We start from the raw sequence: 22,624 nt of genomic DNA, 5'->3' as shown, positions 1-22,624 counted from the left end.
AAGTCGCTGATTTCACTCGGTTTGCCAGTATCGTTTTTGCTATCAAAACACATTTATATGGCAGACCGGCGGCGTTCCCGCTTTTGTTCCCATCGTGAAGTATTCCGCCTTATTCGGCATTAAGAAAGAGCTTTCTCATTGGATGTCTTTCAAAATTTTGAAGGGGAATTCACACCGCAAATCTTTATTATCATGGGCAAAACCAAAGCGTGATCCGCATGCCGTTAAACGGTTTTCGGAATGCGCTGGCGCTGACATCAAGGGGATATGGCATGAGTTACCCACGCAATCTGATCGGCTATGGCCGGAACACACCTGATCCGCGCTGGCCCGGCGGGGCCAATATAGCCGTCCAGTTCGTGGTCAATTACGAAGAAGGCGCCGAGAACTGCATTCTCGACGGCGATGCCGCGTCCGAATGCCTGTTGTCTGAAATTGTCGGCGGGCAGGCCTGGAACGGCCAGCGCAACCTCAACATGGAATCCATCTACGAATATGGTGCGCGTTCCGGCTTCTGGCGTCTCTGGCGCGCCTTCACGCGACGCAACATGCCCGTCACCGTCTATGGCGTGACGCTGGCCATGGCGCGCAATCCCGAAGCCGTCGCCGCGATGAAGGAAGCCGATTGGGAAATCGCCAGCCACGGCCTGCGCTGGTGGGAATATAAGGACGTGCCGGAAGAGGTGGAACGCGAGCATATTCGCGAAGCCGTGCGCCTGCACACCGAAGTCACCGGCTCGCGCCCGCTGGGCATTTATCAGGGCAAGCCGTCCGACAACACGCTGAAGCTGGTGATGGAAGAAGGCGGCTTTGTCTATTCCGCCGATTCCTATGCCGATGAGCTGCCCTATTGGGTCAAGGGACCCAAAGGTCCGCATTTGATCGTGCCCTACACGCTTGACGCCAACGATATGCGTTTTGCAACCCCGCAAGGTTTCAATTCCGGCGACCAGTTCTACACCTATCTGAAAGACGCCTTCGACGTGCTTTACCGCGAAGGCGCGGAAGGCGCGCCAAAAATGCTGTCCATCGGCCTGCACTGCCGTCTGGTCGGACGTCCGGGTCGCGCGGCAGCACTTGAACGTTTCCTCGATTATGTCCAGAGCCATGACAAGGTCTGGGTCGCCAAGCGCATCGACATTGCCAATCACTGGCACGAACATCACAAGCCGAAAGTGGCTGATGTGGTGCCATCGAAGGCCAGCAAGGCCGATTTCGTGGCCCGCTATGGCAGCATTTTCGAGCATTCGCCGTGGATCGCCGAGCGCGCCTATGATGCAGGCTTCGCCGCCGCCGAGGACACGGCCTCCGGTCTTGCCGGCGCGATGACGAAAATCTTCCGTACTGCCTCGCCGGAAGAACGGCTTGGCGTTTTGAATGCCCACCCGGATCTCGCCGGCAAGCTGGCGCAGGCCAAACGCCTGACCGCCGAATCCACCGCCGAACAGGCCGGTGCCGGTCTGGACGCACTGACCGATGCGGAAAAGCAGACATTCACCCAACTGAACGATGCCTATACGCAGAAATTCGGCTTTCCCTTCATCATCGCCGTGAAGGGGCGCAACAAAAAGGAAATCCTCGACACGTTCCAGCGCCGCGTCGCCAATGACCGCGAGACCGAATTCGCTACCGCTTGCGCGCAAGTCGAGCGCATCGCGCTTTTGCGACTGAAGGACATCCTTCCAGAGACACTTTACTGATCAGGAACAGGAAAATGACCCGCACCTATTTCGCACCGACCGGCGGATTGCCGCCCCAGACGCAGCTTCTGACCGACCGCGCCATGTTCACGGAAGCCTATGCCGTCATTCCGAAAGGCACGTTCAGCGATATCGTGACGAGCTTCCTGCCTTTCTGGGAAAAGACCAGACTGTGGGTGATTGCGCGTCCGATGTCCGGTTTTGCCGAGACTTTCTCGCAATATATCATGGAAGTGCAGCCAGGCGGCGGCAGCGACCGCGCCGAGCTTGACGACACGGCGCAAGGCGTTCTGTTCGTGGTCGAAGGCGAAGTGACTGTCACCATCGCAGGCAAGACCCACACGCTCACCGAAGGCGGTTATGCCTATCTGCCGCCCAAGAGCGGCTGGAGCCTGCGCAACACCGCCAGCAAGACCGCGCGTTTCCACTGGGTCCGCAAGGCCTATGAATATGTGGACGGGCTCGATGTGCCGGAGCCGCTATTCCTCAATGAAAACGACATCGCCCCCTCGCCCATGCCGGACACCAATGGCGTTTGGGCGACGACGCGCTTTGTCGATCCGAACGATCTGCGCCACGACATGCATGTCACCATCGTCACCCTTGAACCGGGCGGCGTGATCCCCTTTGCCGAAACCCATGTCATGGAGCACGGCCTCTATGTGCTGGAAGGCAAGGCGGTCTATCGGCTCAATCAGGATTGGGTGGAAGTGGAAGCCGGTGATTTCATGTGGCTGCGCGCTTTCTGCCCGCAGGCTTGCTATGCAGGTGGTCCGGGCAAGTTCCGCTATCTGCTGTACAAGGACGTGAACCGCCATATGAAACTGACGCGATAGACTGTCGTTTCAGCACGGTATCCGGCCAAAATGCGCCGGATACCTGCCGGTCACAACTGCCGCCCTGCTGTTTTCAAGCAAACGTTGCAGTGAAGACTATATTAGACTTCGATAACCTTTTGCGATTATTCGCAGAAACAAGATAATTTGACGGGAATGTAGTTGAATGCACAGCTGAATTGTGCTCAATAAATTTTCAAAGCCCTCCCTTTTGGGTAACCGGCTTCACAAGATTGTTTTTTAGAGAGAAATATATTTATGAAAAACCATCGCGCGCTCGGCCTTGCTTGCACGCTGGCAGCACTTCTGGCAACGCCTGCTTTTGCAGCCCCCCTTCCGGGCGGCGCAAGCACCTTGCAGGAAACCTATCAGGACTGGACTGTCTCCTGCCAGACGCAGAAGGACGCGTCCGCCTGTGCTATCCGCCAGGAACAGAACAGCTCTCAGACCGGCCAGCGCGTCTTGACCGTCGAGCTGCGCAATGTGGCCGGCGGAAAGGTCGACGGCGTCATCCTGATGCCATTCGGTCTTGATCTGGCCAAGGGTGCGACCATCAAGGTCGATGATGCGGCTGGCCCGAACCTGGCATTTTCCACCTGCCTTCCGCAGGGTTGCCTCGCACCGATCAGCTTCGATGCCAAGCAGGTTGCAGCCATCAAGGCGGGCGCCAATATCAACGTGACGGCAACGGCGCTCAGCCCTAGCCAACCGGTTGCCTTTAAGATTTCCCTGAAGGGCTTCGGCAGCGCGCTTGATCGTATCAGCAATCTGACAAAGTAATCGCAGAAGCGAGATCGCGGATACGGTATGATATCCGCAGCATGCAACTATGCCGTACGACCTTCAGGCCGTACGGCATTTTTGTTTTATGCGAGCGTTCTGGAAATATGGGCCAGATGCCTGCGCCAGCGCAAGGTCATCATCACGGCAACGATGCCGAGACCAGCGGCAAGACCGAGCCAGATGCCCTGCCCGCCCATACCGACCTTGAAAGCCAGCAGCGCACCGAGTGGCAGGCCCACGCCCCAATAGCCAAGCAGCGCCAGAAACATCGGAACACGGGTGTCACGCATGCCGCGCAACATGCCCGCAGCAACCGCTTGCGCGCCATCGACCGTCTGGAACAGAGCGGCCAGCGCAAGGAAGCTGACGGCCAGCTCCATAACGGCCAGATTTTCCGGATCGTGCAGATCGAGAAACACGCCGATGAACAGGCGCGGGATCAGCACCATCAGGAGACCCATGATCATCATGAAGCCGACGCCCAGCGCATAGGCGCTCCAGCCCGCATAAGCCACCGCCCTGGGATTGCCCGCACCATAAGCGCGTCCGACGCGCACGGTCGCCACCTGCCCGAAACCGAGCGGCACCATGAAGCTGAGCGATGCAATCTGGATCGCTACCGCATGGGCCGCCATGGCGGTCGCGCTGATCCGGCCCATCATGACCACAGCTGCATAGAAGATCGAGGTTTCGAACACGAAAGTCAGCGCCATCGGAAAACCGATGCGCCACAGCTCACGCAGGCGCGGCCAGTCGGGACGCCAGAAACGGCCGAACAGGTGATAGCGACGGAAGCGGCGATGACGCAGCGTGATCGCCGCCATGCCGAGAAACATCATTGTGCTGGAAAGCGTGGTCGCAATACCAGCGCCATGCAGTTCCATGCGCGGAAATCCGAAATGACCGAAGATCAGCGTCCACCCGGCCAGCGCATTGAAGCCGATCGCTGCGCCTGCAATCAGCAATGTCCACATGGGCTTTTCCATCGCCGCGAAGAACGAGCGCAACACGATGTAGAACAGATAGGGCAGCAGCGCCCATTGCAGCGTGTGCATGAAGTCGGTCGAGCGCGCGGCGATATCCGGCTGCTGTCCGAGGAACAGGAATATCTCCTCGCAATGCCACAGCACGACCCAGATCGGGATCGAGATGATGATCGCCGTCCAGAAGCCCTGACGGACCGTGCGGCGCACATCGCGCACCGAATGGCGGTTCTTGCCGAGCGCGATGGCGATCATCGGCATGACAGCCGAAACAAGTCCCATCGAGAAGATGACCAGCGTGTGGTAGAAGCTCGTGGCCAGAAGCGCCGAGGCCAGCGTATCCTTGCCCAGTCGTCCGATGAAGATAATGTCGGTTGCCGTCAATGCGGCTTGCGAAACATTGGTCAGGATCAGCGGCCAGCCAAGTTTCAGCGCTGCGGAAAGTTCTCTGCGCAAACGTTGCACGCTGTTCTGGTGGGGCTCATGAAAGCCCACATTGGTTGTACTGCTCACATTCCACTCCCCAGAATCATCCAGAGAGTCGTCACCCCGCCGGAAAATTCAAAACCTGAAAACCACGCGCCGAGACATCAAAGACTCAGAGACCGGGTCAATCTGAGGAGAGTGGCGTCGCGTTACCGGTCATCGACCGTCCCAATGTCGGCTAAGAGCCTGTTCCAAAAGTCGTCCTGTGTGGCTGCAAATGGCAATTTTCTGCGTTCCGGTGCTCACGTACCTTTAAGTACGCTCCGCTCCGGTACTCGAAAATCACCATTTTCGCACACACATGCCGCTTTTCGATTCAGGCTCTGCGAGCAGCCTTACTGTTGAAGACAAAGGCGCCCACCGCGCATCGATATGCACAATTTAGCAGCACATGGATATCAGACTTGCTTAAAAGAGCAACACATCTTGAGACGTAAATTCTAACATGCCGACACGCCGGGAAACCAGTTTTCACTGCTGCCGTGAAAGAGCCATTCACCACCCGATTATTGATTGACCCGGCGCCACACCCGGCTACAAATATACTTGTTGTATTTTGCGAGGTTCCCATGCGCAGCACCAAGGTCATCCATATTGTCGGCTGTCACGCGGAAGGCGAAGTCGGCGATGTCATCGTCGGCGGTGTCGCGCCGCCTCCGGGTGACACAGTGTGGGAGCAGTCGCGCTTCATTGCCAGCGACGAGACCTTGCGCAACTTCGTGCTGAACGAGCCGCGCGGCGGCGTGTTCCGTCACATCAATCTGCTGGTGCCGCCAAAAGATCCGCGCGCGCAGATGGGTTTCATCATCATGGAGCCAGCCGATACGCCGCCAATGTCGGGTTCGAACTCGATCTGCGTTGCAACTGTGCTGCTCGATAGCGGCATCATCCCGATGCAGGAGCCGGTGACGCGCATGGTGCTGGAAGCGCCCGGCGGCCTCATTGAGGTGGAAGCTGAATGCCGCAACGGCAGGGCCGAGCGCATCAGCGTACGCAACGTGCCGTCTTTCGCCGACCGGCTGGATGCCGCGCTTGAAGTCGAAGGACTTGGCACCGTCACCGTCGATACGGCCTATGGCGGCGACAGTTTCGTCATTATCGAGGCCGCGCAGATCGGCATGAAGATCGAGCCGGGTCAGGCGCGTGAACTGGCCGAGATTGGCGTGAAGATCACCAAGGCCGCCAATGAGCAGCTTGGTTTCCGCCACCCGGAAAAGGACTGGAACCACATTTCCTTTTGCCAGATCACCGAGCCAGTGACGCGCGACGGCGATGTTCTGACGGGCGTCAACACGGTGGCGATCCGTCCGGCCAAGCTCGACCGTTCCCCGACGGGCACCGGCTGCTCGGCCCGCATGGCCGTGCTGCACGCCAAGGGCCAGATGAAAGTGGGTGAGCGCTTCATTGGCAAATCTGTGCTTGGCACCGAGTTTCACTGCCGGCTGGACAGGCTGACCGAACTTGGCGGCAAGCCCGCCATCAGCCCGATCATTTCCGGGCGTGGATGGGTCACGGGCACCTCGCAGCTGATGCTTGATCCAAGCGATCCGTTTCCGGGCGGGTATCGGCTGTCTGACACCTGGCCCCGGGGCGATTGAACCCCGACACCAGCAGAAGGAAATCTTCGCGGAAGTAGATATTTCTCGAATTCTCTCAAACCGCGGCTCTTGAACAGCACCCACCACAATTACATTTGCGAATACGCGCCACAGCACCAGAAAATGAAGCAATTCTGGCGACAAACGGGAATGTTACTGCGGCCATCCCTACCGTTACTATTTGCTGCCAACTCATTGTGTTAGTTTGGAGCAAGCGTAACCGTTTGAGAGAGTTAAGCCATGAGTAATTCCGAGAAGACGATTTCAACAGTCGAAGCACTGGTTGCGGCCACAGGGAACGAAACTGTCCGACATATTGTCATCAGCGGTGCAATCGACAACCTGCCGGTGATCAGACTGAGGCCCGGCCAGACCCTGCAAGGCAGCGGCAATGATGCGCTTCTCCGTTTTGCTGACAATGATGGTGTGGAGCTTTCTTCGAACAATCGCATCAGCAATATCCGGCTGGAGACATCGCCGGAAAAGCGCGCCATTTTCAATGACACCACCGTCGATACGATCGGACGCGCCGAACTGGCGGGCGTCACGACAATCGGGCGAGTACAGATTCTGTTTCGCGACAGGCTGCGCGCCGGGCATGTGGACGTGGATGGGCTGGACATTATCGCCGCTGATGCGCGCGGGGAAACGGACCGTCCAAAGGGCTACGGCGTCTATGTGCTGCAAGGCGCTTTCACCCTGTGGAACATGCATGACGACGAAAGCGTCACTATCAGCGCCAATCTGCTTGGCCTTTCAGCCGGGCGCGACGGTGCGCCGGTGCGCGGCAGCGGAATTTTCGTCAGCGGCGGCGGCGATAAGGCTGGGCGGCTGGCGGTGCGCAACCTCGAAACCGACGCCGTTTATAGCGACGGCGGCATCAAGGCCGGAACGCCGGATCAGATTACCGGCGGCGTGTTCACCGTCTACGGCGCCTATGTCGATGCGGTTCACAATCGCGGCCCGGTCGTCACATATGGCGTCAACGATATGGTGCTCGACAATTGGGGAGCCGTGGATCGCTGGACCGCCGACGCGAAGATCACGTCCTACGGACCAAGCGGCATCGGCTTTGTCAATTTTGGCACGATCAACGAATTGACGGTCCACGCACCCATTGAAACATTCGGTCAGGGTGCGCGCGGCTTCAACGTCTATACCGGCACTGTCGATCTGGCAGAATTCGACCGCGTCGTTACCCATGCCGACGGTGCAGTTGGAATTCAGATCAGCCGCCCTATCGGCAAACTGACGGTTCGCCGCGGCATCGAAACTTTCGGCGGAACCGGCCCTTCGCTGGTGAAAGGCGTCGTGGTGGAGCTTTCCGCCATTGGCCTCAGCATCAAGCCGGGCGGATCGGCGCGCGAGATCGATATTGCAGGCGGAGTTCGCACGAATGGCAAGGGCGTCACCCCGATCGAGCAGCATGGAGCCATCGAAACCTTGCGCATCGCGGGCGGCTTTACCGCAGCAAGCGGCGGCTTCGAGACAATCTGACCGACTTATAAAAAAGGGCATCCATCGCTGGATGCCCTTTTTCAAAACTACATCTCACCGACGGTAAGAGTATAACCTCACGCGAAGTCCAGCGCGCGGTCGCCGTTTTCATCCTTGATACGGGATGGCAGGCCGATATGGTTCAGGATGTTCAGGAAAGGCTTCGGGTTCAGCTCTTCCACATTGACCATCTTCTTCACGTCCCATTCGCCGGAAGCGATCAGGATTGCAGCGGCAACCGGCGGAACGCCAGCCGTGTAGGAAATGCCCTGCGAACCCACTTCGTTATAAGCGTCCTTATGGTCGGCAACGTTGTAGATGAAGACTTCCTTTTCCTTACCGTCCTTGGTGCCCTTGACGAAATCGCCAATGCAGGTCTTGCCGGTATAATCCGGCGCCAGCGAAGACGGATCGGGCAGTACAGCCTTGACCACCTTGAGCGGCACGACTTCCAGACCTTCAGCGGTCTTGACCGGCTGCTCGGACAGAAGGCCGAGATTGTTCAGCACCGTGAAGACATTGATGTAGTGATCGCCAAAGCCCATCCAGAAGCGGACATCCGCATTCGGATAGTTCTTGGACAGCGAATGCACTTCATCATGGCCGGTCATATAGGCCTTGCTCGGGCCGACGACGGGCAGATCGAACGTGTGGCCGACTTCGAACATCTTGTTCGACTGCCAGGCACCCTTCTGCCAGGAATAGACCGTGCCGGTGAATTCGCGGAAATTGATTTCCGGGTCGAAATTGGTCGAGAACCAGCGGCCATGCGAACCGGCATTGATGTCGACGATATCAATGGACTTCACTTCATCCAGATAATCGTCAGCGGCCAGACGCGCATAGGCGTTAACCACGCCCGGATCGAAGCCGATGCCGAGAATGGCGGTGATGCCCTTCTCTTCGCATTCCTTGAGGTGCTTCCATTCGTAATTGCCATACCATGGCGGCGTTTCGCAGATCTTCTTCGGATCTTCGTGAATGGCCGTGTCCATATAGGCAACGCCCGTATCGATGCAGGCGCGAAGGACCGACATATTGAGGAAGGCCGAGCCGACATTGATGACGATCTGAACGCCCGTCTTCTGGATCAAAGCCTTGGTGGCTTCAACATCCAGAGCATCCAGCGCATGCGCTTCCAGCTTCACCTCGGTCTTGAGGCTCTTCTTTTCATGCACGCTATCGATAATCTTGCGGCATTTCTCAACCGTGCGGGACGCAATATGGATATCGCCCAATATGTCAGAGTTTTGCGCACATTTATGTGCAACAACCTGTGCCACGCCCCCGGCGCCGATAATGAGAACGTTCTTCTTCATTTTCTGTCGATGCTTCCTCTTCCAGCGGTTTCCCGCCATCTATTGACCGTCCCGATTGCCTTCTCATTCGGAACACATGAGTTCGTTGCAGCGTGAAGCCGCAACAGGATCTTTAGGAAAGCGACCCTTCAAAATCCGCGAAGGTGAATTCGCGGACAACATTGACCGTGCCATCAAGTTCACGCACGGCAATCGCAGGCATTTTCACGCCATTGAACCAGTTTTTCTTGACCATCGTATAACCGGCGGCATCCGCAAAAGAGAGACGGTCGCCGACCTTCAGCTCCTGACCGAAATTGAACTCGCCGAACACATCGCCCGCCAGGCACGACTTGCCGCAGACCATGTAACGATGCTCGCCTTCATTCGGCTCCATCTTCGCGGTTTCGCGATAGATCAGCAGATCGAGCATATGGGCCTCGATCGAGCTATCCACGATGGCGAGGTTCTTGCCGTTGAACAGCGTGTCGAGAACCGTCACTTCCAGCGTCGTGGTCTTGGTGATCGAGGCTTCGCCCGGCTCCAGATAGACCTGTACGCCGAACTTTTCCGAAAACACCTTCAGGCGCGCGCAGAATTCATCGACCGGATAATCCTCACCGGTGAAATGAATGCCGCCGCCAAGGCTGACCCATTCAACCCGGTGCAGAAGCGAGCCGAACTTGTCTTCGATCTCCGTCAGCATCTTGTCGAACAGACCGAAATCGGAATTTTCGCAATTGTTGTGAATCATGAAGCCGGTGACGCGGTCCATGACCGTCTCGACCTTCGCCACATCCCATTCGCCAAGGCGGCTGAACGGACGCGCCGGATCGGCGAGATCGAAGCTCGATGACGACACGCCCGGATTGAGGCGCAGGCCGCGCTTGATATGCGCCGCTTGATCCGCAAAGCGTTCCAGCTGGCCAATGGAATTGAAGATGATCTTGTCGGCATTGGCGATGACTTCGTCGATCTCGTGATCGGCATAGGCAACGCTATAGGCGTGGGTTTCGCCGCCGAATTTCTCGTGGCCGAGACGCACTTCATTGAGCGAGGACGAGGTGGTGCCGTCCATATACTGGCTCATAAAATCGAACACCGACCATGTCGCGAAGCATTTCAGCGCCAAAAGCGCCTTCGCACCGGATTTCTCGCGCACATAGGCGATCTTTTCCATGTTGCGCTTCAGCTTGGTCTTGTCGATCAGGTAATAAGGCGTCTGGATCATGGCTCTTCGGGTCGTCCAATGGGGAAATCTGGCCTGTCCAGCAAGGCTGGTCGCCACGTTGGGAAGGAGCGTCAGACGCTTCTTCTGGAATTATTCAAAGGCTTATAGGAAGCTTGTGACAGAAACACAAATCCGCCACAGCGCCATCGAGAAAAATTTCCCCATAAGCTGTCGCGGATCACTTCTGTTTTGGCTGCCCTGCCTTCAACGGTTGGCCCTGATATAGAGCTTTTCGCCAGAATTTGAACCCCTTACAAGCTTCTCCCTTGTTTTGATTGAAAGTCTTTGTGCACAGGCCCTGCTTCCTGCGCTCGATTGACGGCTCTATCATTGCCTGAAAAGTCACCCGGATAATTAAACAAGCATTTGCTTGACAAATTAATAGGGCAGGCGTAGCGATTGGCATGCAGTTCGGATCGAGGGGCATTTTTGGCCCTCCATGTCCGGTTATTCAGATGTGTAAGGAAAAAATCATGCAGGACCAAACATCCGCTAGCGGCCAGCCCGCCGGTTGGGGAGACCTGTTTGCCGGTAAGAATGCCATCCGGTCGCTCACCCTTGTCGGCGGCGTCGCATTGCACGCCATCAACGTATTCATCGCGACGACCATCCTCCCAACGGTCGTCGCCGATATTGGCGGTATGGATTATTATGCCTGGAACACGGCGCTATTCGTGACGGCATCCATTCTCGGTTCGGCGCTCGTTCCGCGCCTGCTTTCGCAAGCGGGTCCGCGCAGTGCTTATCTGATGGCGGCAATTATTTTTGCAGCCGGTACGCTGGCTTGCGGTCTCGCGCCATCCATGCCGGTCATGCTGGCCGGGCGCTCGGTGCAAGGCCTTGGCGGCGGCATGATGCTGGCCCTTTCCTATGCGATGATCCGCATCGTCTTTCCCGAAAACCTGTGGCCCCGCGCGATTGGCCTTGTTTCCGGCATGTGGGGCGTTGCAACCCTCGTCGGTCCGGCGATTGGCGGCATATTCGCCGAGCTTGGCATCTGGCGCGCCGCCTTCTGGTCGCTGGCGCCGGTGATCGGCATCTTCGCCATCATGGCCATGGTTGTGCTGCCGCGCGCCTCCGGCGATGCTGGCAGCCGCGCACCACTGGCCTGGCCGCAGCTCATTCTGCTGACGGCGGCAGTCCTTGCCGTTTCAGCCGCCAGTATTTCGGTCAATGCCGTCATGAATGCGGCAGGCGTCGCGCTGGCTGTCGTGCTGTTGCTCCTGCTCTTCATCATCGAGCGCAATTCGTCGCGGCGTATTCTTCCCAAAGGATCGTTCAGCCTTCACCGCCTCGGCGCGCTCTATCTCACGCTCGCCTTCCTCAGCGCCTCGGTAACCAGCGCGGAAGTGTTCGTGCCGCTGTTCTTCCAGGTGCTGCACAACCAGTCGCCCCTGGTCGCCGGTTATCTGGCCGCCATCATGGGCGGAAGCTGGACGCTCGGCTCCATCGGTTCTTCAGGTGTTTCCTCCGGTCGTGTTGACCGGGTGATCATCGCCGCGCCGCTGATGGGCATAGCGGGCATGGTCACGCTTGCCGCTTTGGTCCCCGTCGGCAGCGACGGTCATTGGGTCAGCCTGCTGCCGATCTGTCTGGCGCTGGCGGTCATCGGCTTCGGCGTGGGCATGACATGGCCGCATCTTCTGACGCGTATTTTCAAGCGCGCCGATGCGGACGACCAGAATCTGGCGTCAGCCTCCGTCACCACCGTGCAGCTTTTCACCACTGCGCTCGGCGCATCGCTGGCAGGCATGATCGCCAATATGGCAGGCCTCAGCAATCCGGGCGGGTTTGCAGGCACCGCCAATGCCGCCATGTGGCTGTTCTCCGGCTTTGCGGTCATGTCGACGCTGGCATTCCTGTCCGCGCTGGCTTTGGTGCACAGCGCAAGACAGCCGCAAGCGGCATCGTGCTGATCAGGAAGGACTGGCCGGAGTAAAAACATAGGCGCAGCGCCTCGCCCCGGCCAGAATATGCTCGGTACGGGCAACAGACACATCCGGGCCGAGAACCGCTTCAAACACCTGAAGCTCCGCCCGGCAAAAACCCTGACAAGCATCAGCGGCGGCACAGATGGGACAATGGTTCTCGACAAAAAGCCACGAACCATCCTCCTGCCGCTCGGCATCGGCCATATAGCCTTCGGTCGAGCGGATATCTGCAAGCGCCTTGACGCGCTCGTCGAAAGCCATGTCCTTGAGGCGCGCATGATACTGGCGGCGGGTTTCAGTCTCGCGATGCGCAACCAGCGTTTCCAGCGCGTCTTCACCAAGGATGGTGCGCACGGAATGCAGAAGCTGCACGGTCAGATCGGCATGGGTATCGGGAAAGCGCTTATTGCCGGTTTCCGTCAGATCCCAGAACTGCGACGGACGGCCAACGCCCTGCGAAACGGAATGCGGCGCAACGAGACCTTCCTCGGCCAGCCGCACCAGCTGCTGGCGCACCGCCTCGCCCGTCGTGCCGAGATGTTCGCCGATTGCGGCAGCCGTCTGCGCACCGCGCATCTTGAGCGCCAGCATGATGCGTTCTGCGGGCGAACGTGCTCCCGAAAGGTCCGTATTTAGAAAGTCATTCCTTGACATATTGCCTGTTTTCGATTTAAAGAAGCATTATCTTGTTAAATTAAGCGATCCGATCTGAATTATCAAGATAGTTGTATATCAAGGAGTCTAAAATGAGCTTCACCTTGCCTCCGCTTCCCTATGCGACCAACGCTCTTGAAGGCGTCGGCATGGGCACCGAAACACTTGAGCTGCACCATGGCAAGCATCATCAGGCCTACGTAACGGCGCTGAACGGCTTCGTCGAGAAGAACGATGCGCTCAAGGGCAAGTCGCTTGAGGAAATCGTGCTCTTTGCGAAAGACAAGGCCGATCTCGCTCCGGTCTTCAACAATGCCGGCCAGCATTGGAACCATGATCTGTTCTGGCAGAACCTGTCGGCAAACGGCGGACGCCTTCCGGGCGCGCTGGAAAAGAAGATCGTCGAGGATTTCGGCGGCGTCGACCAGTTCAAGGAAGCCTTCAAGACGGCGGCTGTCGGCCAGTTCGGCTCGGGCTGGGCGTGGCTGGTTCTGGCCAATGACGGCAAGTTGAAGGTCACCAAGACGCCAAATGGCTCCAATCCGCTGGCAACCGGTGAAGGCAAGGCGCTATTAGGGCTTGATGTCTGGGAGCATAGCTATTATCTCGATTTCCGTAATCGTCGGCCTGACTATGTAACGAACTTCCTCGACAAGCTGGCCAACTACGAATTCGCGGAAGCCACCCTGAAGGCAGCCTGACGCGCTTATATTGATTGCGGTCAAAGCGGCTTGCCTGTTCAGGATGCAAACTCCACGGAGTTGCATCTATGCGGGCGGGCCGCAGCAATGACCGATAAAGACCAAACCAACCGACCCAATCCATAAGGCGCCGTCCTCCCAAGCGTGGTGCCGGAGAACAACAGAGACAGTTCCGAAGATGAGCAGCAACTTTAATCAGGAAACCGTCACCGATATCCATCACTGGACCGACACGCTGTTTTCCTTCCGTACGACGCGTGATCCGGGCTTCCGCTTCCAGAGCGGCCAGTTCATCATGATGGGCCTTGAAGTGAACGGCAAGCCGCTCACCCGCGCCTATTCCATTGCCTCGAGCCTCTATGAGGACGGGCTGGAATTCTTCTCGATCAAGGTGCCGAACGGTCCGCTGACCTCCAAGCTCCAGCATCTGAAAGTTGGCGACCAGATCATCCTGTCCAAGAAGCCGGTCGGCACGCTGCTCTATGACAATCTGAAACCCGGCAAGAATCTGTGGCTGCTCTCGACCGGCACCGGCCTCGCGCCGTTCCTGTCGATCATTCGCGATCTGGAAGCCTATGAGCGCTATGAGAAGATCATTCTCGTTCATGGCGTGCGTCAGGTAGCAGAATTGGCCTATACGGATTTCATTTCCAACGAATTGCCGCAGGACGAATTCCTCGGCGAGATGGCGGCAAAGCAGCTCATCTATTACCCGACCGTCACCCGCGAGCCTTACAAGAACCGCGGACGCCTGACCGATCTCATTCGCTCCGGCCAGATTTTCACCGATATCGACATGCCGGAACTCAATCTGGAAGATGATCGTGTGATGCTGTGCGGCAGCCCGGAAATGCTGGCTGAAACCAAGCAGCTTCTGGAAGAGCGCGGTTTCAAGGAAGGCAGCCAGAGCGAAGCCGGTCATTTCGTGATCGAAAAGGCTTTCGTCGAAAAGTAAATTTTGCAGGTCTGCAAATAGAAAAGGGAGGCAATCGCCTCCCTTTTTTCATTTCAGCTCTTCGAAATCGAGCCCGATATCGAGGTTCGGAGCACTGTGCGTGGTCCAGCCAACCGAGATCAGATCGACACCGCTGGCAGCGACCGCCGCCACTGTTTCCGGCGTGATGCCGCCGGAGGCTTCCGAAATGGCGCGCCCGCCGATCACCGATACCGCCTCGCGCAATTGCGCAGGTGACATATTGTCGAGCAGCACCGCATCCACGCCCGTCGCCATGGCTTCGTCGAGCTGTTGCAGCGTATCGACTTCGACCTCGATCTTGACCATGTGACCGGCACCGGCCTTGGCGCGTTCGATGGCCTCACGCACACCGCCAGCGACCGCGATGTGATTGTCCTTGATCAGCACCGCATCATAGAGCGCGAAACGGTGGTTCATGCCGCCGCCTGCCCTCACCGCATATTTCTGCAAGGCGCGCAGCCCCGGCGTCGTCTTGCGCGTGCAGACGATGGACGCCTTGGTGCCCTGAACAGCCTTGACCAGATTGGCCGTCGCCGTGGCAATGCCGGAGAGGTGACCGAGAAAATTGAGCGCCGTCCGCTCCCCCGCCAGAATGGAGCGGGAGGAGCCAGAAACGCGGACGACATCCGCCCCTTTTTCAAGAGACTGACCGTCCCGCGCCAGACGTTCGAATGTGACATCCGGATCGACCAGACGAAACGCCATTTCGGCCACATCCAGCCCGGCGATGACGCCCGGTTGACGCAAGCTGAACAGCATGGCCGAGCGGTGATCCTCCGGCACCACCGCATTGCTGGTAATATCGCCAGCAAGCCCCAGATCTTCCAGAAGTGCGGCGCGCACCAGCGGTTCGACGACAAGCGGAGACAAGCGCGGCAGGTTCATCATGCAGTCCTTGAAATTCGTTGAAGTAAGCGTTCGGGGGCGGCGATGTCGCGGGCAAGGGCGAATGCCGTCTCGAAAGTGTGGAAGCGACGCTTGGCCTCCGCATGTTTCTGCGGGTGGTCGGTGCGGGCATGGCTGCCGCGCGACTCGCGTCGTTCAAATGCCGCAACCACAGCGACCAGCGCTACGGCTGCGGCATCGTCGGTCTCCGCGAGGGGGAGAAGGGTGGTGATTGCAGAGCGCAAACCTTCTTCATCACGCAGCAGGCCAAGATGACTGGAAACAATGCGCCGAACCGGTTCGGGATCGGAACTCTGGGGCAGGCTGACAGGCACGGGATGCCGCACGGCGACCGCCTCTTCATCGCCAAGCGCGCGGGCGGCGCGCAGCCCCATCGCGGCGGCTTCAAGCACCGAGTTGCTGGCAAGCCGGTTGGCGCCGTGCAGGCCGGTACAGGCCGCTTCGCCCACGGCCCAGAGACCCGGCAGGCTGCTGCGCCCGTCGGCGTCGGCCCTGATCCCGCCCATATGGTAATGCGTGGCCGGTCTGACCGGGATCAGATCGCGGGACGGATCGATGCCATGCTGTTTGCAAAGCGCATCGATACCGGGAAACCGCGTTGCAAACCGCGCACCCAGAGCCAAGCGTGCATCGAGATAGACCTTGCGCCCTTGCGCTATCTCGCTGCCAATGGCACGCGCCACCACATCACGGGGCGCAAGCTCGCGGCCCGGAACATCCGCCATGAAGCGCTCACCGCGATCATTGACAAGTTGAGCGCCCTCCCCGCGCACGGCCTCGCTGATCAGCGGCAGGCGCGGCGCAGAAACGGCTAGCGCGGTCGGGTGGAACTGCACGAATTCCATATCGGCAAGCACAGCGCTTGCGCGGCCTGCCAGAGCGGCCCCCAATATCGCAGCTTGGCCTAGATTGCCGAGCGGCGTGGTTGTTGCGTTATAAAGTCCGCCGATCCCGCCCGTCGCCAGTACCACGGCAGTTGCTGCAACCGGGCCGACATTTTCAAGACAGGCACCGACGACACGACCATCCTGCCGCATGAGCCGGAGAGCGCGGGTGTTTTCCATGACGGTGATTGAAGGCGTCGCCAGAACCTTGGCGGTCAGAGCACGCATGATGCCCGCCCCTGTCGCATCGCCATCCACATGCACAATGCGATGGCGGCTATGGGCGGCCTCCAGACCGAGTGAAAATGAACCGTCCGTCTTGCGGTCGAAGTGCACGCCATGCGCTTCCAGCGCAGCAACGACGTCCGCGCCTGCTGCTATGATTTCGGCAGCCACGCCCCGGTCACACAGGCCGTCGCCAGCCGCAATCGTATCGGCCAGATGCAATGCCGCGCTGTCATCCGCGCCAACACTTGCGGCAATGCCGCCTTGCGCCAGCGTGCTGGAACCGGACAGGCCGAGGCTTCCCGCTGTCACCAGCAACACCGGCTGTGGAGACAGCGTCAGCGCCGTCATCAGACCGGCAAGGCCGCTGCCAATGACGAGGACCGGGAGCGGGGTCGTAGTCATACCGCCAGCATCCGCTCGACGGCGCGCCGGGCAGGCTCCATCAGTGCGGCATCGACCGTCACTTCGTGGCGATTGTTTTCCAGCGCATCGCGAATATTGGCGAGCGTGATCCGCTTCATATGCGGGCAGAGATTGCACGGTCGGATGAACTCGACATCCGGGTGATCGACAGCAACATTGTCGCTCATCGAGCATTCAGTCAAAAGCACGACACGCTGCGGCTTCTTCTCGCCGACATAGTCCGACATGACCGCCGTGGAACCGGCGAAATCGGCAACCGCCACCACTTCCGGCGGGCATTCGGGATGGGCCAGAACCACCACGCCGGGGTGGCTTTCGCGCAATTCGCGGATATCGTCGGGCGTGAACCGCTCATGCACCTCGCAATGGCCATGCCAGGCGAGAATTTCGACATCGGTTTCGCGGGCCACATTCTGCGCCAGAAACTCGTCGGGGATCATCAGCACGCGCGGTACGCCAAGCGACTCCACCACCTTTTTGGCATTGCCGGAGGTGCAGCAAATATCGGATGCCGCCTTCACGGCAGCAGATGTGTTGACATAGGTGATGATCGGCACGCCGGGATGCGCCTCGCGCAACAGCGCCACATCTTCCGGCGTGATGCTGTCGGCCAGCGAACAGCCCGCAGCCATATCGGGAATCAGCACCGTCTTGCCTGGATTGAGCAGCTTGGCCGTCTCGGCCATGAAATGCACACCCGCCAGCACAATCACATCGGCATCGACCTCCGCAGCCTTGCGCGCCAGCGCCAGACTGTCGCCGACAATATCGGCCACGCAGTGGAAGATTTCCGGCGTCTGGTAATTATGCGCAAGGATGACGGCATTGCGCTTTTTCTTCAGCTCGAGAATGGCCGCGACATCGTCTTCGAAGCCCAGCCACTCCGCCTTGGGCAGCACCTTGGCCACGCGGTCATAGAGTTGCGAAACGGAAACATGATCGTTCATGTGCGAGCCTCCCAGCTCATCGACATGCGTTTACGCATCAACCTCACACGAAAGCGTTTTGCGCTTTTGCTGGAAATACGCTGGCATGCTCATTTATACTCAATTTGAGTATTTCATGTTTACGAACTTATACTCGATTCGAGTATATTGTCAATCGCGGGAGATTGGCAGCTTGGCTCCGGCCAGATGGCGCTCGGAAAGGGCACGTTCCTCGACAATCGAGTAACGGAAACGGAACAGTTTTGCCGGGCGACCGCCGGTTTCGCTGTCGCTTTCGCCGGTTTCCTCGACGAGATCTTGTTGCTCGATCAGGCGGCGGAAATTCTGTTTGTGCAGGCGCAGGCCCGCCAGCGCTTCGACAGTCCGTTGGAGTTGTAAAAGCGTAAAACTGTCCGGCATCAATTCGAACACCACCGGGCGATATTTGATCTTGGCGCGCAGCCGCGCAATCGCCGTGGCAAGGATGCGGCGATGATCGGCAAACATGGAGCGACCGTTCTCGTCTTCCTTCATCCCGGCTTCCGCCACCAGACCGGCTTCGAACAGCAGTTCATAGCGTTGCAGCACGAGGTCTTCGTTCCAGCGTCCGCCCCATTCTCCATTGTCGAAGCCGAATGTGAACGAGATGCGCCGCATGCGCTGCGCGGTGAGTTCCGGCGTTTCGGCCCGATAGGCCCAGACAAGGAGCGCATTGTTGAGATGCTCCATGATGGCCGGTTCGCCCTGACGGTGATCTTCCCACGGCAGATAATCATACCAGCCGCGCCAGCCTGCCTGCCCCGCTGCCGCATCGCTTTCGCGCACAAGGCCGAGATAGCTGATCGAGATGATACGTTCGCCCTGTGCGTGACGGTCACGGTCGGCAAAGGTGTAGAGCTGCTCCAGATAGCCGACCGGATGTGCGGTTTCCGACTGTACCCAGGCGCGCAGACCGGATTGCAACGAACGGTGCTCACTTTCGAACGGGCCAGAGGGAAGAGCCTGCCCCTGTCGCACAGTCATGACGCGCGGCTGTTCACTGGTTACGGCGGCCAGCACGGCAATCAGTTCGGTATGGGCAATATCGTCGGTCACAGCAACTCCGGAAAACACTTCCGACATTGAACGCGATTGACGAATAATTACAAGGCGCTACCGCCATACGGCACAGGTTTTAAGCATTTCCAGCAAAAGTGCGAAGCGCCTACGCGGGGAAATCAGTCCACTGGACTGATTTCTGATCCCGCTCCGATGCGTAGGATAATGCGAAAAGCAAAGAGAGGTCAGGCTTTCGGTTTAGCACCGAAAACATGCTCCGGCCCAGGGAATGTGCGCGCTCGCACCTCCTCGGCATAGGCTTTTGCAGCATCGGACACTTGCGGCGCCAATTGTGCAAAGCGCTTCACGAAGCGCGGTGTGAAATCCTGAAACAGCCCCAGCATATCGTCCGAAACAAGTATCTGCCCGTCGCAGGCAGCCGACGCGCCTATGCCAACCGTCGGGACGGAAAGCGATGCGGTGATCTCGCGCGCCAACGGCTCTACTGTGCCCTCAATGACCAGCGCAAACACACCGGCATCGGCGATAGCCTGCGCATCGCGACGAATACGGTCGGCCTCATCGTCATCGCGTCCGAGCGAGCGGAAACCGCCAACCGTGTTGACCTGTTGCGGCATCAGGCCGACATGACCGAACACCGGAATGCCCCGCCGGACCAGAAAATCGACCGTTTCGGCCATTTCCTCACCGCCTTCGAGCTTGACGCCATCACAACCGGTTTCCTGCATCACGCGGGCAGCATTGCGGAACGCCTGTTCCTTGGATTCCTGATAGGAACCGAACGGCATATCGACGATGACACAGGCCGTCTCGGCCCCGCGCATCACCGCCTGCCCATGGGCGATCATCATATCAAGCGTGACAGCAAGGGTGGAATCCATGCCGTAAAGCACCATGCCGAGCGAATCCCCCACCAGCAGCAGGTCGCAATGCGGATCGAGCAGCCGCGCAATCGGCGTCGTATAGGCAGTGAGACTGACAATCGGGCGTTCACCCTTCAGGGCCGAAACGGCCTTGGGCGTCAGTCGCTTCTGTTTGACGGGTGCGCTCATCTCAGGCCGCCTGTTCCTGCGCGACATGCGCGATAACGCGATTGTCGAGAAGCCGCGTTGAGCCAAGCCGCACGAACAGCGCAATCAGCACGGGCCGCCCCTGCACCGCCGTCAGGCGTTCCAGCGTTTCGGGGTCGCGCAGCGCCACAACTTCCGGAGCAGCAAGCGGTTCTGTAGCAATAAACGCACGAATTGCCGCTTCCAGCGCGTCAGGATCGTCCACACCGGACCGATAAAGCCGCTCGGCTTCATCGAGCGCTTTCGGCACGATGATGGCTGCGGCGCGCTGCTCCGGCGACAGATAGACGTTGCGCGACGAACAGGCGAGCCCGTCATCCTCCCGCACGGTCTTGACGCCGACCACATGGACCGGAATGGCCATGTCGTCCACCATGCGGCGGATGATGACGAGCTGCTGAAAGTCCTTCTCACCGAAATAGGCGGCATCGGGACCAACAATGTTGAAAAGCTTGCTGACCACGGTTGCGACACCGGCGAAGTGGCCGGGACGCGCCTCGCCTTCCATCTGGTTGCCAAGGGTGGGCACATCCACCACGGTCTGCATCGGGCGCGGATACATGTCGCTGACTGCTGGCGCGAAGAGGTAATCGACCTCTGCTCCGCGCAACAGAGTGGCATCGCGCTCCAGATCACGCGGATATTTATCGAGATCCTCGTTCGCGCCGAATTGCAGCGGATTGACGAAGATCGACACGACAGTCACGTCATTGTCGGCACGCGACCGGTGAACAAGTTCCAGATGGCCTTTGTGAAGATAGCCCATGGTCGGCACGAAGCCGATGCGCTTGCCCGCACGACGCGCAGGCGCAAGCACCTGCCGCAACTCCTCGATGGTGCGGATAATCTGCATGCGCGTTCCTCCTCGCGGCCAGCGCATTTTGCAGCCAAATGCAACATTTGGCATTGCATAAATGCGGCTCAAAATGCATGGGCGCGAGTTCTACAGCGTCAGCTCAGATATGACAACAGCGAAGGCATGGCGTATGTGGCTGCTTATTGGGGCGTCGCCACCGCGCCTACCGTATTGCCGACAGCACGACCGAAACGGTCGATCTGCTCGTCATAGGTCTTGCGCGTTTTCGGATCGAACACGGCAATCGGCGCTGTGACCACCAGAGAGGCCGCCGTACCAACGCCCTGCGCCGTGCCAATCGCCACCGCTCCCAGACGATCGCCAAGGCCGATCTGCGAATCCGTGATGGTCTGGCCCGCGACAAGACGCTGACCGATTAGCTGCACGACCTCGGGACTGGAGGCAAATTTGCCGTGATTGAGCCTGTCGCCCGATTTCAGCTTGGTGAGATCGATGACGGTAATACCCGCCTTCTCAAGTCCCGAGCGGTAAGGTTCGATCGACGGGTCGATCTGGCCAAGGCGGTCGATATTGCCCGAAATGCGCCGCGACAGCGCAAGCGCGCGGTCATCGCGCGACGTGAACAGCGTGAAGCGCGGATGATCCTTGCCCATCGCCAGAAACTGCTTGGCAAACACATCCACGTCCAGATCGGGCGAAGCCAGAATGACGTCTGTGACCTTGGCATTCACACGCCCGTCGCGGATCGCCATCTGGCGCAGTGCTTCAACCGTCAGCCAACTGCCCATCGAATGGGCCATGACGGTGATGTCCTTCACCTCCGGCTCGCGGGCGATGGCGCGCAGCACCTGCTCCAGCGCATCGCGGGAATAGTTGGTGCTTTCCTTGTCGTAATTATAGTCGAACACGCTGGCGCGCGACGGCCAGGTGAAAATCACCGGCGCAACATCGGCCCCGGAATCGTGCACGATCTGCGCAAAGCGATAGACGGAATCCTCGAACGTGTTGTTGAAGCCGTGCACGAACACCATCACGCGGCGGCTCTTGGTAAGATGCGGGCGAACCCAGCCTGCCACTTCAACATCGGTCTTGATCGGCGTCACGCTGACGGTGGTAAAATCGGTCTGCGGATTGGGCGGCAGCTTCTTCGGCCACTGCACCTCACCCGCCTTGCGGTTCTTTTCCGGCGGAATGGACACGACGATATCATTGATAGAGACCAGCTTGTCACGCTCGCCGGAGAAGAGAATGCCGGGATTGTCGGACGGGCGGCGGGTAGTCGCGACGAGGAGGTCGACCTTGGTCGCTCCGGGCGTGGACACGTTGCCAACAGGCAGAAGCACGCCTTCAGGACGGCCAGCGCAGCCTGCGAGCAGTGTCATCAAAACAAGCAATGCAGGCACAGCCCGACGAAACATGCTCTGCAAAACCAAGCTCCCTTTACGCCACCGCTTCAACCAAAAACCAGAACCGATTTCTGGAAGCCAAGACGCGCCACGTCAATAAACCCGAGTTTCTTTTACACCGCGAATTCTGCAAATTAACATATTCTTTACCGGGGAAGTTCTGCCAAGCCCCTTTTATCACCCGCAGAACGATCACAGGCCGGCTGCGACTTATCGGTTACACACTGTTCA

The 22,624-nt window shown here is 58.8% G+C and carries 19 protein-coding genes and 1 pseudogene; 9 read left to right on the top strand and 11 right to left on the bottom strand.

Annotated features, from left to right (window positions below; all coding sequences use genetic code 11):
• Positions 1-272 precede the first annotated feature (272 nt).
• From puuE to FGI60_RS16010, 3 genes are all read left to right on the top strand, one after another.
• Complete coding sequence (gene puuE / locus FGI60_RS16020) at positions 273-1,700, top strand: allantoinase PuuE (protein WP_138786038.1); 1,428 nt, start codon at positions 273-275, stop codon at positions 1,698-1,700.
• 14 nt (positions 1,701-1,714) lie between these two features.
• Positions 1,715-2,536: a bifunctional allantoicase/(S)-ureidoglycine aminohydrolase gene (locus FGI60_RS16015; protein ID WP_138786037.1), complete on the top strand. Its 822-nt coding sequence runs from the start codon at positions 1,715-1,717 to the stop codon at positions 2,534-2,536.
• Positions 2,537-2,794: 258 nt separating this feature from the next.
• On the top strand, positions 2,795-3,316 hold the full coding sequence (locus FGI60_RS16010) for an invasion associated locus B family protein (RefSeq protein WP_138786036.1): 522 nt from the start codon (positions 2,795-2,797) through the stop codon (positions 3,314-3,316).
• Positions 3,317-3,402: 86 nt separating this feature from the next.
• Here the strand turns inward: FGI60_RS16010 and FGI60_RS16005 are convergent, their stop codons facing one another.
• Complete coding sequence (locus FGI60_RS16005; protein WP_138786035.1) at positions 3,403-4,815, bottom strand: MATE family efflux transporter; 1,413 nt, start codon at positions 4,813-4,815, stop codon at positions 3,403-3,405.
• Positions 4,816-5,005: 190 nt separating this feature from the next.
• Between FGI60_RS16005 and FGI60_RS16000 the strand changes: the two are divergent.
• The 3 genes and pseudogenes from FGI60_RS16000 to FGI60_RS15990 all read left to right on the top strand — a co-directional run.
• Positions 5,006-5,117: pseudogene (locus tag FGI60_RS16000) on the top strand (flagellar basal body P-ring protein FlgI); the annotation flags it as partial.
• A 240-nt stretch (positions 5,118-5,357) separates the two neighbouring features.
• Entirely contained in the window at positions 5,358-6,386 is a 1,029-nt protein-coding gene (locus FGI60_RS15995; RefSeq protein WP_138786034.1) for a trans-3-hydroxy-L-proline dehydratase, read from the top strand.
• 240 nt (positions 6,387-6,626) lie between these two features.
• Positions 6,627-7,883, top strand: coding sequence for a hypothetical protein (locus FGI60_RS15990; protein WP_138786033.1), 1,257 nt, complete (start codon positions 6,627-6,629; stop codon positions 7,881-7,883).
• A gap of 77 nt (positions 7,884-7,960) precedes the next feature.
• On the opposite strand, the gene FGI60_RS15985 is transcribed toward FGI60_RS15990, so the two are convergent.
• Complete coding sequence (locus FGI60_RS15985) at positions 7,961-9,202, bottom strand: saccharopine dehydrogenase family protein (protein WP_138786032.1); 1,242 nt, start codon at positions 9,200-9,202, stop codon at positions 7,961-7,963.
• A 112-nt stretch (positions 9,203-9,314) separates the two neighbouring features.
• Positions 9,315-10,412, bottom strand: coding sequence for a carboxynorspermidine decarboxylase (nspC, locus tag FGI60_RS15980; RefSeq protein ID WP_138786031.1), 1,098 nt, complete (start codon positions 10,410-10,412; stop codon positions 9,315-9,317).
• 473 nt (positions 10,413-10,885) lie between these two features.
• Here nspC and FGI60_RS15975 point away from each other — a divergent pair, with 473 nt between their 5' ends.
• Positions 10,886-12,328 carry an MFS transporter gene (locus FGI60_RS15975; RefSeq protein ID WP_138786030.1) on the top strand — a complete coding sequence of 481 codons (1,443 nt, stop codon included), beginning with the start codon at positions 10,886-10,888 and terminating at the stop codon, positions 12,326-12,328.
• Here FGI60_RS15975 and FGI60_RS15970 read toward each other — a convergent pair whose 3' ends face one another.
• Positions 12,329-12,934, bottom strand: coding sequence for a helix-turn-helix transcriptional regulator (locus tag FGI60_RS15970; protein WP_138786029.1), 606 nt, complete (start codon positions 12,932-12,934; stop codon positions 12,329-12,331).
• A gap of 155 nt (positions 12,935-13,089) precedes the next feature.
• Between FGI60_RS15970 and FGI60_RS15965 the strand changes: the two genes are divergently transcribed.
• Both FGI60_RS15965 and FGI60_RS15960 read left to right on the top strand, forming a co-directional pair.
• Complete coding sequence (locus FGI60_RS15965; protein ID WP_078337946.1) at positions 13,090-13,698, top strand: superoxide dismutase; 609 nt, start codon at positions 13,090-13,092, stop codon at positions 13,696-13,698.
• Between the two features lie 178 nt (positions 13,699-13,876).
• Positions 13,877-14,653 (top strand): ferredoxin--NADP reductase, encoded by a 777-nt coding sequence (locus FGI60_RS15960; protein WP_078337945.1) that lies wholly within the window; start codon positions 13,877-13,879, stop codon positions 14,651-14,653.
• Between the two features lie 48 nt (positions 14,654-14,701).
• On the opposite strand, the gene nadC is transcribed toward FGI60_RS15960, so the two are convergent.
• From nadC to FGI60_RS15925, 7 genes are all read right to left on the bottom strand, one after another.
• On the bottom strand, positions 14,702-15,559 hold the full coding sequence (gene nadC, locus FGI60_RS15955) for a carboxylating nicotinate-nucleotide diphosphorylase (RefSeq protein WP_138786085.1): 858 nt from the start codon (positions 15,557-15,559) through the stop codon (positions 14,702-14,704).
• Positions 15,559-17,094 carry an L-aspartate oxidase gene (locus FGI60_RS15950; protein ID WP_138786028.1) on the bottom strand — a complete coding sequence of 512 codons (1,536 nt, stop codon included), beginning with the start codon at positions 17,092-17,094 and terminating at the stop codon, positions 15,559-15,561. Before FGI60_RS15950 ends, nadC begins: the two co-directional genes overlap by 1 nt.
• Positions 17,091-18,062: a quinolinate synthase NadA gene (nadA, locus tag FGI60_RS15945; RefSeq protein ID WP_138786027.1), complete on the bottom strand. Its 972-nt coding sequence runs from the start codon at positions 18,060-18,062 to the stop codon at positions 17,091-17,093. Before nadA ends, FGI60_RS15950 begins: the two co-directional genes overlap by 4 nt.
• Before the next feature lie 150 nt (positions 18,063-18,212).
• A complete protein-coding gene (locus FGI60_RS15940) occupies positions 18,213-19,163 on the bottom strand; it encodes an NUDIX hydrolase (protein WP_078337943.1) in 951 nt (316 codons plus the stop codon).
• A gap of 161 nt (positions 19,164-19,324) precedes the next feature.
• Positions 19,325-20,152 (bottom strand): 3-methyl-2-oxobutanoate hydroxymethyltransferase, encoded by an 828-nt coding sequence (gene panB / locus FGI60_RS15935; RefSeq protein WP_138786026.1) that lies wholly within the window; start codon positions 20,150-20,152, stop codon positions 19,325-19,327.
• 1 nt (position 20,153) lies between these two features.
• A complete protein-coding gene (gene panC, locus FGI60_RS15930) occupies positions 20,154-21,023 on the bottom strand; it encodes a pantoate--beta-alanine ligase (RefSeq protein ID WP_138786025.1) in 870 nt (289 codons plus the stop codon).
• A gap of 143 nt (positions 21,024-21,166) precedes the next feature.
• The gene (locus FGI60_RS15925; RefSeq protein ID WP_138786084.1) at positions 21,167-22,405 is read right to left on the bottom strand and encodes an alpha/beta hydrolase; all 1,239 of its coding nucleotides are present in this window, start codon (positions 22,403-22,405) and stop codon (positions 21,167-21,169) included.
• Positions 22,406-22,624: the final 219 nt, after the last annotated feature.

Source organism: Brucella haematophila (assembly GCF_005938105.1).
Lineage (GTDB): Bacteria > Pseudomonadota > Alphaproteobacteria > Rhizobiales > Rhizobiaceae > Brucella > Brucella haematophila.
This window is presented reverse-complemented; position numbering and strand designations above follow the sequence as displayed.